The organism is Kaistia sp. MMO-174 (assembly GCF_037147815.1).
In the GTDB taxonomy this organism is placed as follows: Bacteria; Pseudomonadota; Alphaproteobacteria; order Rhizobiales; family Kaistiaceae; genus Kaistia; species Kaistia nematophila.
Window position 1 is genome coordinate 359,581 of the sequence record NZ_JBBCUO010000003.1, and the last position, 12,050, is coordinate 371,630.

Here is a 12,050-nt window from a genome sequence, read left to right on the forward strand (position 1 = left end):
ACGGGCGAAGCTTCGCGCGAAAAGTCACTTCACGGCGCCGGCGGTGATGCCGCGGATCAGCTGGCGCGAGAAGATCAGGTAGAGGATCAGCACCGGCAGGATCGCCAGTGACAGCGTCGAGAGCACCGCGTTCCAGTTGGTGACGTACTGGCCGATGAACATCTGCGCGCCCAGCGTCACCGTCTTGGTCGCCTCGCTCGGCGCCAGGATCAGCGGGAACCAGAGGTCGTTCCAGATCGGAATCATGGTGAAGACGGCGACCGTCGCCATGGCCGGACGCACCAGCGGCAGCACGAGGCGGAAGAAGATCGTGTATTCGCTGAGCCCGTCGACGCGGCCGGCGTTCTTCAGATCGTCGGAGACGTTGCGCATGAACTCCGACAGGATGAACACGGCGAGCGGCAGGCCCTGCGCGGTATAGACGAGGATCAACGCCGTCAGCGTATTGACGAGGCCGGTCGCCACCATGCCCTGCAGGATCGCCACCGTGCCGAGGCGGATCGGGATCATGATGCCGAGCGCCAGGTAGAGGCCCATCAGCAGATTGCCGCGGAAGCGGTATTCCGACAGCGCGAAGGCGGCCATGGCGCCGAACAGCAGCACCAGGAAGATCGAGACGACGGTGACGATGAGGCTGTTCTGGAAATAGCCGAGGAAGTCGCCCTGCTTCAGCACCGTCTGGTAGCCGATCCAGCTGAAGGTCGCGGGGCCCGGCAGTTGCAGCGGCGCCGAGAAGATGCCGGCGCGCGTCTTGAACGAATTGGAGATGACCAGGAAGATCGGGAACAGCGCCAGCAGCGTGTAGCCGCCGAGCGCGAGATGGACGAGGCCGGAGCGGGTAACCGAAGAACGGGCTTTCGACATGGCCGGCCTCAGAACTGGTAGCGGCGAATGCGCCGCTGGATGACGAAGAGATAGAGGCTGACGCCGGCGAGGATGATCAGGAACATCACGGTCGCGATGGTGGCGCCCATCGAGCGGTCGCCGACCTGCAGCTGGAAGCCGAAGAAGGTGCGGTAGAGGAAGGTGCCGAGAATGTCGGTCGATCCATCCGGCCCGGCGAGCGCCCCCTGCATGGTGTAGACGAGGTCGAAGGCGTTGAAATTGCCGACGAAGGTCAGGATCGAGACGATGCCGATGGTCGGCAGGATCAGGGGCAGCTTGATCTTGAAGAACTGCGCCCAGCCGGTGACGCCGTCGCATTCCGCCGCCTCGATCACCTCGTCCGGGATCGACAGCAGCGCCGCGTAGATCAGCATCATCGGGATGCCGATGTTCTGCCAGACCGAGACCAGCGAGACGGTGATGAGGGCGCTGCCGGGCTTGCCGAGCCACGGCCCGAAGAAGGGCTTCAGCCAGACCAGGTCCATCAGGAACGGCGCAACGCCCCAGATCGGCGACAGGATCAGCTTCCAGATGAAGCCGACGATCACGAAGGAGAGGATGGTCGGCAGGAAGATCGCCGTCCGGTAGAAGCCACGCAGCCGCAGGACCGGCAGCGACAGGAGCGCCGCCAGCGCGATGCCGATCGGGTTCTGCACCAGCATGTGGATCAGGAAGAAGACGAGATTGTTCCGGAGCGCGTTCCAGAACGAGACCGACCAGCGCTCGTCGCCGAACAGCACCTTGAAATTGTCGAAGCCGACGAAGACAGGCTGGTTGTCGACGACGTTGAACAGCGACAGCCGCAGCGTCTCGATCAGCGGCAGGATCATCACCGCCGTATAGACCAGCACGGCCGGGGCAAGGAAAACCGCGATATGCCAGCGCACGGGGCGCTTGGCGACGGCGTCGGTTGCGTCGATCGTGGTCATCCGGCCCATCTCTTTCGCGGCTTGGAAATCGTCCCGGGATCCGCCACGGAGCCCGGAACGTCGATCTCGGAGAAGAAGGCCCTCACCCCACCCTCTCCCGCAGGCGGGCGATGGCTTTCTTTCGGCGTCTCGCCTCAGCACGGAGGCTGATCGTGGCGCTCCCTCTCCCGTTCACGGGAGAGGGCCGGGGCGAGGGTCTTGCTAGCCTTTACTTGGCGGCCGGCTTGAACCAGGAGTCGAGGCCCTTCTGGAGCTTCTCGGCGGCCTGCTGCGGCGTATCGGTGCCGTTGATCACGTTGGCCGATTCCGTCCAGGTCTCGTTCTCGAGATTCGGCGTGCCGCGCGACAGGATCTGGTAGGTCGAGCGGATCGTCGGCTTGCACTTCTGGCGCCAGGAGACGAATTCCTCGGCCAGCGGGTCCTGCATCTTCACCGGCGTCGAGGACAGGCTGAAGAAGCCCGGCAGCGCGTTGGCGTAGATCTCGGCGAACTCGGGCGAAGCCACCCATTCCAGGAACTTCTTCGCTTCGGCCGGATGCGCCGACTTGGCGTTCAGGCCAATGGCAAGGTCGGTGTGGTCGGAGATGTAGCACTCGTCGCCGGCCTTCTTCACCGGCGGCGGGAACGCGCCCATCTTGAACTGGGCCTGCTGGTTGAAGCCCGCGATCTCCCACGAGCCGGCCGGGTAGATGGCGGCGCGGCCGAGCGTGAACAGGTTCTGGCTGTCCGGATAAGTCTGGGCCTCGAAGCCGTCGCCCATATAGGGCGCCCACTTGGCGAGCGTCGCGAAGGGCTCGACCCACTGCGGATCGGTCAGCTTCTGCTTGCCGGCGATCAGCGCCAGACGGCCTTCCTCGCCCTTCCAGTAGTTCGGACCGATGTTCTGGTAGCCCATGGTCGCGGCTTCCCAGAGATCCTTGGTGCCCATGGCGAGCGGGATGTAGGTACCGTCGGCCTTGATCTTCTCGAGCGCCGCGAAGAACTCGTCCTCGGTCTGCGGCACGGAGATGCCGAGCTTGTCGAAAGCTTCCTTGTTGTAGATGAAGCCGTGGATGACGGCGGCGACGGGCACGCAGAACGTGTCCTTGCCGTCGTCGGTGATCCAGGCCGACTTGGCGACGGACGAGAACTTGTCGATGCCCGGCAGGTCGTTCAGCGAGGCGAGCTGGCCCTTCTGGAACAGCGCGAGCGACTTGTCGAACGGACGGCAGGTGATGATGTCGCCGGCCGAGCCCGCGTCGAGCTTGGCGCCGAGGGCGGCGTCATACTCGGTCGGAGCCGAGGGCGCGAAGTTCAGCTTGATGCCCGGGTTCTTGGCCTCGAAGGCCGGGATCAGCTTCTCCTGCCAGATCGGCAGATCGTCGTTGCGCCAGCTTTCGATCGTCAGCGTGACGTCATCGGCGAAGGCCGGCGCGGCGAAACCCGTGCCGATCGCCGCGACCGTCGTCGCCAGCAGAATCTTCTTCAGATGGTTCATTGACCCACTCCCTTCTGGTCCGTGCGCCGCGTTGGTGCGGCCATCGGGTTATGTAGTTTCGCGTCAGCCCAGCGCGGCGAGCGCCGCACGGAGATTGCCCTGGTGGACAGCCAGCCTGGCGCCGGCATCCGCCGCATCCCGGGCGCCGGCGGCGATCAGGATGGCGGGCTTCACTTCGCCTTCGGCGGCGTCGAGCGCGCGGACGGCGTCCGCCTCGCCGACCCCGGCGATCCTGGAAACGATGCGCGCGGCGCGACCGCGCAGCTTGGCGTTGTCGGCGCGGACATTGACCATCTGCCCGTCGACGACATGGCCGAGGCGGATGGCGATCATGGTCGAAAGCATGTTGAAGGCGGCCTTCTGCGCAGTGCCGGCCGCCATGCGCGTCGAGCCGGCCAGAACTTCCGGCCCGGAATCGAGGAACACGGCGATATCGGCATGGGCGAACAGCGGCGCCGAGGCATTGCAGGCGATCGCAACAGTGGCGGCACCGGTCCTGCGAGCCACTTCGAGGCCGGCCACCGTATAGGGCGTCGAGCCGCTGGCCGAAGCCGCGACGACGCAGTCATCCGGGCAGAGCTTCGCGCCCTCGATGTCGGCGACGCCGAGTTCGGCGACATCCTCCGGCCCGCCGGTCAGCGTCTCGGTCATCGCCATGCCGCCGGCCATCAGCACGAGGATCTGGCTCTGCGGCACGCTGAAGGTCTGCGGGATCTCCAGGGCGTCGACCAGGGCGAGCAGGCCCGACGAACCGGCGCCGAAATAGACGAGGCGCCCGCCGCGAGCGAGACAGGCGGCAGCCTGTTCGGCGGCGGCGGCAAGCGCGGGAATGGCGGCGCGGACGGACATGGCGCCGCGAATCTGCCCTTCGGCCAAGGCGGCGAGCGCGTCGGCGGTCGGCCAGAGATCGATGCCCTCGAAGCGGTCTTCCACCACTTCCGTACGCGGCATTGCCATGGATCCAACTTCCCCCAAAAACTTCCTCACCAAAACGATACCAACAAAGTACCATTGCGTCCAGACATCCGACCTGCGGATAAGACGACTTTTCTACAGGAGCCAAAACAATCCATGAAAATCTAGTTAAATCATATGCTTAAGTTGAATCTTTCCATTTCCTCCCCCAGGAAGTGAAAAGTCCACTGGTCTCATGTGGTATTGTCACTTCCCAACTGGATTCAGTTTGGTATTATCGATAGCGACTGCCGGATCGGGCCCTCCGGCGGCCGCAACCCACGCATTTCGGCTCGAAGCGGGTGATATGTCCGGATCGATCGCAGCAAGGACTGGCCAGCCGATTCTGGTGGGTGTCGACGGCGGCGGCACCCGATGCCGGGCCCGCGCCCGCTGGCTCGACGGCACGCCGATCGGCGAATGCATCACCGGCACGGCCAACATCCTGGCCGGCGTCGAGGCGGCGCGCGACAACATCGTCGCCGCCGTCGAGGGCGCGCTGGTCGAGGGCGGCCTCGGCCACGCCGATCTCGGCCGTTGCCTCGTCGGCCTCGGCCTCGCCGGCGCCAACATCCCAGACCTGTCGGAACGCTTCCTCGCCGCCGACCTCCCCTTCGCCCGCACCGCGCTGGAAATGGACGCGTGGATCGCCTGCCGCGGCGCCCATCCGGACGGCAACGGCGCCATCGCCATCCTCGGCACCGGCACCGCCTATGTCGTGCAAACGGGCGGCGTCTTCGTCACGGTCGGAGGCTGGGGCTTCCATGTCGGCGACCAGGGCAGCGGCGCCTGGCTCGGCCACATGGCGCTCCGCCAGGCGGCGCTCGCGCATGACGCGCTGGTCGAGCCGACCGGGCTGACCGACGCGCTGCTGGCGCAGTTCGACGGCAAGCCCGACCGTATCGTCACCTTCTGCAAGACGGCGTTGCCGCGCGACTATGGCAGCTTCGCGCCGCTGGTGTTCGAGCGCGCCGCCGCCGGCGACGCCATCGCCGACGGGATCCTCGCCGAAGCGACCCGCGACATCGAGCTGGCGCTGAACCGGCTGGTCGCGCTCGGCGCGGCGCGCATCAGCCTGCTCGGCGGCCTCGCGCCGCTCTATGCCGAGCGGCTGTCGCCTGAGATTTCGGCCCATATCGCCCCGCCGGCCGGCGACGCGCTCGACGGCGCATTGATCCTGGCCGCGACGCTCCTTCCGGCGGAGGCGCCCGCATGAGCGAATTCGTGCTCGCGCCCGAACAGTTGACCGACGAGGAAGGCGGCCCGCTCTATGTCCGCCTGCAGACGCTGATCCGCGACGCGATCCGCGACGGCCGCCTGCCGACCAATGCCGCCCTGCCGCCGGAGCGCGACATGGCGGCCTCGCTCGGCATCTCGCGCGTCACCGTGCGCAAGGCGATCCAGGGCCTCGTCGCCGAGGGCGTGCTGCGCCAGCGCCACGGCTCCGGCACCTTCGTCTCGCGCACGGGCGGCCGCGTCGAACAGCCGCTTTCGCGCCTCTCCTCCTTCACCGAGGACATGAAGAGCCGCGGCCTGGTGCCGACGGCGAGCTGGCTCGAGCGCTCCGTCGGCATGCCGACCTCGGCCGAGGCGATGATCCTCGGCCTCGCGCCGACCGAGCGGGTCGCGCGCTTCCACCGGCTCCGCCTCGCCGACAACGAGCCGATGGCGATCGAGCGGGCCGTGGTGCCGCTGCGCATCCTGCCGGACCCTTCGATCGTCGCCAATTCGCTCTATGACGCGCTCGATTCCGTCGGCATGCGCCCGGTGCGCGCCGTCCAGCGTCTGAACGCCGAAAGCGTCGGCAGCGCCGACGCCGCGCTGCTCGGCATCGCGGCCGGATCCGCCGCGCTCGCCATCGAGCGCATCTCCTATCTGCCCGATGGCCGCGTGGTCGAGTTCACGCGCTCCCACTATCGCGGCGATGCCTATGATTTCGTAGCCGAATTGAACCTGACCGATGCGTCTCCCCGCTGACGTCGGCATGAGGAATGACACGATGACCACGACCCTGATGCGCGCCGAAATCGACGAAGCCCCGGCCGCCGTCCGACGCCTGCTGGACCAGTCCGGCGACGCCATCCGCGAAGCCGGCGCCCGCCTCCGCGCGCTCGATCCGCGCGTCATCGTCACGGTGGCGCGCGGATCGTCGGATCACGCCAGCGCCTTCTTCAAATATGTCTGCGAGATCACCACCGGCGTGCCGGTCGCCTCGCTCGGCCCCTCGATCGCCTCGATCTACAACACGCCGCTGCGTCTGCCGGGCGCGGCCGTGATCGCGACGTCGCAGTCGGGCAAGAGCCCCGACCTGCTCGCCATGGTCGAGGCCGCCAAGAAGGGCGGCGCCGCCAGCATCGCCCTCGTCAATGTCGAGGATGCGCCGCTCGCCTCGCTCGCCGACATCTTCGTGCCGCTGCGCGCCGGCCCGGAGAAGAGCGTCGCCTCGACCAAGTCCTACATCACCTCGATCGTCGCCGGCCTCGCCATCCTCGCCGAATGGCGCCAGGACGACGGCCTGCGGGCCGCCATCGCCGCCCTGCCCGACAAGCTCGACGCCGCGCTCGAATGCGACTGGAGCGAGGCGCGCGACACCGTCGTCAATGCCTCGTCGCTCTATACACTCGGCCGTGGCCCGGGCTTCGCCGTGGCGCAGGAAGCGGCGCTGAAGCTCAAGGAAACCTCGATCCTGCACGCCGAAGCCTATTCGGGCGCCGAGCTGCAGCACGGCCCGGTGTCGCTGGTCGACGAGAACTTCCCGCTGATCGCCTTCATTCCGGACGACGCCGCCGCGCCCAGCATGGTCGCGACCGTCTCGGCGCTTCATGCGCGCGGCGCCAAGGTGTTCACCGCGACCGCCGCCGCCATTCCCGGCCCGCGCCTGCCGATCGCGCCGACCGGCCACGCGCTGACGGACCCCGTCTCGATCGCGCTTTCCTTCTACCGCTTCGCCGAAACGGTGGCGGTGGCGCGCGGCTACAATCCCGACAAGCCGCGCGGCCTCAACAAGGTGACGGAAACGATCTAGCCGGGATTGCGCCGACGCCATCCCCTCTCCCTGTGGGAGAGGGGAACAAAGTGGCCGGGTCCCTGCGTTCCCGGCCGTGCTATCCACTCCGCCAACACGGATTCTCAGGAAGAGCCCCATGCCGAACCTGACCGCCTTCTTGGGCGCAGAACTGTTCGACGGCGCCACTCGCCGCCGCGATGTCGCCGTGCTTGTCGACGGCGACCAGGTCGTCGGCATCGTCGGGCCGGGCGGCCTGCCGGAAGGCGCCGAAACCATCGACCTCGCCGGCGGCCTGCTGGCGCCGGGCTTCGTCGACGCGCAGGTGAATGGCGGCGGCGGCGCGCTGCTGAACAGCGCCGCGACCGTTGACGGCATCCGCACCATCTGCACCGCGCACGCCCGCTACGGCACGACGGCGCTGCTGCCGACGCTGATCACCGACACCCCCGCCGTCACCGAGGCTGTGATCACGGCGACGCGCGACGCCATCGCCGCCGGCATTCCCGGCTGCCTCGGCCTGCATATCGAGGGGCCGCACCTGTCGATCGCCCGCAAGGGCGCGCACAACCCCGCCTTTATCCGCCCGATGGACGAGGTCGATCTCGAGCGCCTCGCCTCGACGGGGCTCGACAATGTGCTGACCACGGTCGCCGCCGAAACCGTGCCGCCGGAGCAGATCGCGCGGCTGACGGCGGCCGGCGTGCATGTCGCCATCGGCCACTCCGACGCCTCCTATGAAACCGCGATGGCCGCCTTCAATGCCGGCGCGCGCGGCATCACCCATCTCTTCAACGCCATGAGCCAGCTCGGCCACCGCTCGCCCGGCGTCGTCGGCGCGGCGCTCGACAGCCCCGACGCCTGGTGCGGCATCATCCCCGACGGCCTGCATGTCCATCCGGCCGCGATCGCCAACGCGCTCCGCGCCAAGCGGGCGCCCGGCCGCATCTTCATCGTCACCGACGCCATGTCGACGATCGGCACGACGATGACCGAGTTCGAGCTGAACGGCCGCACCATCACGCGCGAGAACGGCAAGCTGACGCTGGATAACGGCACGCTGGCCGGCTCCGACCTCGACATGGTCGGCGCCATCCGCTTCATGACCGGCACGGTCGGCATCGGCCTGGACGAGACGTTGCGCATGGCCTCGCTCTATCCGGCGCAGTTCCTCGGCATCGACCGCACCCATGGCCGGATCGCGCCGGGCTCTCGCGCCGACTTCGTCCACCTGAACGGCGACCTCTCCGTCGCTGGCGTGTTCATCGGCGGCGAACGCCAGCATTTTGAACCGCTCGCCTGAGCCGGACGGCAAGATGACCGTCACCGCAGCCTTCGACATCGGTGGTTCGAAGATCGAATATGCGCGCGTCGGCCGCGACGGCACGGTCTCGCATCGCGCGACCCTGCCCACCCCACACACGGGCTGGACCGATTTTCGCGACGCCGTCGCCTCACTCGTCGCCGCCGATGGCAGCCAGGCGACGCGGATTGGCATCTCGATCGCCGGCACCACCGACAGCGCTACCGGCATCGCCGCTGCGGCGAACGTGCCGGCGGTCAACGGCCACCATCTGGAGAACGAGCTCTCCACCGCGCTCGGCATACCGGTCCGGGTCGGCAACGACGCCGATTGCTTCGCGCTCGCCGAAGCGACGGTCGGCGCCGGCCGCGGCATGCCGATCGTCTTCGGCGCCATTCTCGGCACCGGCGTCGGCGGCGGGCTGGTCATCGGTGGGCGCATGGTGCGCGGTGCGCATGGCGTCATCGGCGAATGGGGCCACGGCCCCATCGTCGCCGAGGCGGTCGCGGCGCGCGGCATCCCGGTGATCCGCTGCGGCTGCGGCCAGACCGGCTGCCTCGACAGCTATGGCTCGGCCCGCGGCATGGAGCGCATCCACGCGGCGCTTTCCGGCGAAACCCGCACCAGCCACGCCATCACCGAAGCCTGGCACGCAGGCGACGCCGCCGCGACGCGGACCATCGAGACCTTCGTGGAGTTGATCGCGGGCCCGCTTTCGGTGATCGTCAACACGATCGGGCCTTCGGTCATTCCCGTCGGCGGCGGCTTGTCCTCGGATGCGGCGCTGCTGAGCCTGATCGACATCGCCGTGCGCGACCGCGTGCTCGGCCGCTACACCGAGACGCTGGTCGTCCCCGGACGAACGCGCGGCGCCAGCGGACTGATCGGCGCCGCCATGCTGGCGGAAGAACTCCCGGCGTGATCAAATCGGACCCATGAAGATCCAGCTCGAAATCTGCGTCGACACGCCGGACGGCCTCGCCGCCGCCATCAAGGGCGGCGCCGACCGCATCGAACTCTGCAGCGCGCTCTCGATCGGCGGGCTCACGCCCTCCCCCGGCCTGATGCGGATCGCCGCCCGGGCCGGCGTGCCGACCTATGCGATGATCCGGCCGCGCGAGGGCGATTTCGTCTTCTCGCCCGGCGAGCTGGACCAGATGCGCCGCGACATCGACGCCGTCCGCGCCGCCGGCCTCGCCGGCGTCGTGCTCGGCGCTTCCGAGCCGCGCGGAAAGCTCGATGCCGAGGCGCTGTTCCACCTGCGCAGCCATGCTGAAGGCATGGGCGCGACGCTGCATCGAGCCTTCGACCTCGTTCCGGAGCCGTTCGAGGCGCTGGAACTCGCGATCGCGCTCGGCTTCGAGCGCATCCTGACCTCGGGCCGCGAGCGCAAGGCCATGGACGGCGTGCCACTGCTCGCCGAGCTGGTGCAGCGCGCCGGCGAGCGGCTGGCGATCATGCCGGGCTCGGGCGTCCGCCCGGAGAACGTCGCCCATATCCTCGACCGGACCGGCGCGCGCGAGATCCACGCGTCCTGCCGGACCGGCAGCCAGACGGTGGCGCCGGAAGCGGTGGCGCTCGGTTTCGCCAACACGCCGCGGATCGACGTCACCGCCGAGGAGAGCGTCGCCAAGATGGTCGAGATCCTGCGCGTGTTCGAGATTCCGCCCGCCGGATAGCTTCAACCGAACATGCCGAATAAGGCACCGAAACGGTTGAAATTGCAGCACTCCCCGGCTTTGACAGCCGGTCCCCGGGCATGGCAGGCTCCCCCTCCGACATGAGGGAATGGCAATGGCCGAGATCGTTTTTGAGCGAGTCACCAAGCGCTATGACGACGGCCAGCTCGCCGTCAACGCGCTCGACCTGAAGATCGCCGATGGCGAGTTTCTCGTGCTGGTCGGCCCGTCCGGCTGCGGCAAGTCGACGGCGCTCCGGATGATCGCGGGGCTCGAAGAAATCTCCGACGGCTCGCTCGTCATCGACGGCGCCATCGCCAACGAACTGTCGCCGCGCGACCGCAACATCGCCATGGTGTTCCAGTCCTACGCGCTTTATCCGCATCTTTCTGTGGCCGAGAATATCGGCTTCGGCCTCAAGGTGCGCGGCTCCGACAAGTCGGAGATCCGCGCCAAGGTCGAGGCGACGGCGAAGCTCTTGGAGCTCTCCGAGCTGCTCGACCGCAAGCCCGGCCGCCTTTCCGGCGGCCAGCGCCAGCGCGTCGCCATGGGCCGCGCCCTGGTGCGCTCGCCAAAGGCCTTCCTGATGGACGAGCCGCTCTCCAATCTCGATGCGCGGCTGCGCGGCCAGATGCGGGCCGAGATCGCCCATCTGCAGAAGATGACCGGCGTCACGACCGTCTATGTCACGCATGACCAGGTCGAAGCGATGACGATGGGCGACCGCGTCGCCGTGATGAACAAGGGCGTGCTGCAGCAGCTCGCCGCCCCCCGCGTGCTCTATGATTCGCCCGCCAATCTCTTCGTCGCCGGCTTCATCGGCTCTCCGCCTATGAACCTGCTTCCGGGCAAGATCGTAGCCACCGAGGCCGGCTATGCGCTGGAGCTCGGCGAACTGACGATCGCCCTCGACGACGCCGCTCTGGACGCGCGGCCCGGCATTCCGCGCTTCGCCGGGCAGCCGATCATCGCCGGCATCCGGCCCGAGGCGCTGCGGCTGCTCGGCTCGGTGACGCCCGGCCCCGGCCGCTTCTCCGGCACGGTGGCCTTCGTCGAGGATCTCGGCGCCAGCCTGCTCGTCCATCTCGATCTCGCCGGCGCCTCGGTTGTCGCGGCCGGCGTGTCGGAGGATGGCGAGGAACTGAGCTCGGCGCGGACGCGGCTTCGCGCCGTCGTCGACGGCGCGCTGCCCGTCGGCAAGGGCGACCCGATCTGCCTCACGGTCGATCCCGCCCGCATCCATCTCTTCGATGCGAAGACGGAACAGGCGATCGGCGCCTGAACGGTAGCAAACCGGCGGAAATGCAACGCGGCGGCGGTCGATTGATGTCGATCAAGGCGGATCGCCGCAGCGGAACCGATACTGGCCTCGTCAGCAAACGGAGGCCACCATGTCCATTCTCGCTCTCAGCGCCATCATCCTCGCCTTCCTCGTCTTCATGGCCGCCGTTGCCTGGGCCGACCGCCAGACCCGCAATCTGAGCTCGGGCCTCCAGCCTGCGCAGGCGAAGGCTTCGATCCAGGCGGCGCGCCCGGCGCGCGGCTGATCCGCCCTATTCCAACTGGCGCAAAGGGCGAGGCTCGGTAGGGGAGTCGACATCGCCGCCGCGCCCTCGCACCGCGCAACAAGCTGAGGGGGCCAGCCGCGCGGTGCGTTGCTGTCTTGGGTCCCCGGCCGACCTCCCGTGCGGCGGCCCATCGCCAATCGCCCGGCGAAGATCGCGCCGCGCGGACCCGCCGAGAGGGGCACCCGCCGGGGTTCGCAACGAAAAGTTATCCAGATTGATGCCGTCGGCACCGCGCTATCCGCCATAATTTC

The 12,050-nt window shown here is 68.2% G+C and carries 12 protein-coding genes; 8 read left to right on the forward strand and 4 right to left on the reverse strand.

Features of this window, described 5'->3' with window-relative positions; all coding sequences use genetic code 11:
* Window positions 1-24: 24 nt before the first annotated feature.
* The 4 genes from WFK98_RS13560 to WFK98_RS13575 all read right to left on the reverse strand — a co-directional run bounded on the left by WFK98_RS13560 (window position 25) and on the right by WFK98_RS13575 (window position 4,248).
* The gene (locus WFK98_RS13560; protein ID WP_336800582.1) at window positions 25-864 is read right to left on the reverse strand and encodes a carbohydrate ABC transporter permease; all 840 of its coding nucleotides are present in this window, start codon (window positions 862-864) and stop codon (window positions 25-27) included.
* A gap of 8 nt (window positions 865-872) precedes the next feature.
* Window positions 873-1,814 (reverse strand): carbohydrate ABC transporter permease, encoded by a 942-nt coding sequence (locus WFK98_RS13565; RefSeq protein ID WP_266338474.1) that lies wholly within the window; start codon window positions 1,812-1,814, stop codon window positions 873-875.
* A gap of 208 nt (window positions 1,815-2,022) precedes the next feature.
* Window positions 2,023-3,291, reverse strand: a complete 1,269-nt coding sequence (locus WFK98_RS13570) for an ABC transporter substrate-binding protein (protein ID WP_336800583.1) — start codon at window positions 3,289-3,291, stop codon at window positions 2,023-2,025.
* A 63-nt stretch (window positions 3,292-3,354) separates the two neighbouring features.
* Window positions 3,355-4,248, reverse strand: a complete 894-nt coding sequence (locus WFK98_RS13575) for an N-acetylmuramic acid 6-phosphate etherase (RefSeq protein ID WP_336800584.1) — start codon at window positions 4,246-4,248, stop codon at window positions 3,355-3,357.
* Window positions 4,249-4,552: 304 nt separating this feature from the next.
* On the opposite strand from WFK98_RS13575, the gene WFK98_RS13580 reads away from it, so the two are divergent.
* The 8 genes from WFK98_RS13580 (at window position 4,553) to WFK98_RS13615 (ending at window position 11,778) form a co-directional block, all read left to right on the forward strand.
* The gene (locus WFK98_RS13580; protein WP_336800585.1) at window positions 4,553-5,461 is read left to right on the forward strand and encodes a BadF/BadG/BcrA/BcrD ATPase family protein; all 909 of its coding nucleotides are present in this window, start codon (window positions 4,553-4,555) and stop codon (window positions 5,459-5,461) included.
* The gene (locus tag WFK98_RS13585; RefSeq protein ID WP_266338478.1) at window positions 5,458-6,222 is read left to right on the forward strand and encodes a GntR family transcriptional regulator; all 765 of its coding nucleotides are present in this window, start codon (window positions 5,458-5,460) and stop codon (window positions 6,220-6,222) included. The genes WFK98_RS13580 and WFK98_RS13585 overlap by 4 nt, the downstream gene beginning before the upstream one ends.
* Before the next feature lie 22 nt (window positions 6,223-6,244).
* On the forward strand, window positions 6,245-7,270 hold the full coding sequence (locus WFK98_RS13590; RefSeq protein WP_336800586.1) for an SIS domain-containing protein: 1,026 nt from the start codon (window positions 6,245-6,247) through the stop codon (window positions 7,268-7,270).
* Between the two features lie 118 nt (window positions 7,271-7,388).
* Window positions 7,389-8,552 carry an N-acetylglucosamine-6-phosphate deacetylase gene (gene nagA / locus WFK98_RS13595; protein WP_336800587.1) on the forward strand — a complete coding sequence of 388 codons (1,164 nt, stop codon included), beginning with the start codon at window positions 7,389-7,391 and terminating at the stop codon, window positions 8,550-8,552.
* Window positions 8,553-8,565: 13 nt separating this feature from the next.
* Window positions 8,566-9,474 carry an ROK family protein gene (locus WFK98_RS13600; protein WP_336800588.1) on the forward strand — a complete coding sequence of 303 codons (909 nt, stop codon included), beginning with the start codon at window positions 8,566-8,568 and terminating at the stop codon, window positions 9,472-9,474.
* A 13-nt stretch (window positions 9,475-9,487) separates the two neighbouring features.
* Window positions 9,488-10,231, forward strand: a complete 744-nt coding sequence (locus WFK98_RS13605; RefSeq protein WP_336800589.1) for a copper homeostasis protein CutC — start codon at window positions 9,488-9,490, stop codon at window positions 10,229-10,231.
* Window positions 10,232-10,346: 115 nt separating this feature from the next.
* Window positions 10,347-11,513, forward strand: a complete 1,167-nt coding sequence (locus tag WFK98_RS13610) for an ABC transporter ATP-binding protein (RefSeq protein WP_336800590.1) — start codon at window positions 10,347-10,349, stop codon at window positions 11,511-11,513.
* 109 nt (window positions 11,514-11,622) lie between these two features.
* Complete coding sequence (locus tag WFK98_RS13615) at window positions 11,623-11,778, forward strand: hypothetical protein (protein WP_266338484.1); 156 nt, start codon at window positions 11,623-11,625, stop codon at window positions 11,776-11,778.
* The last annotated feature ends 272 nt before the right edge of the window (window positions 11,779-12,050 follow it).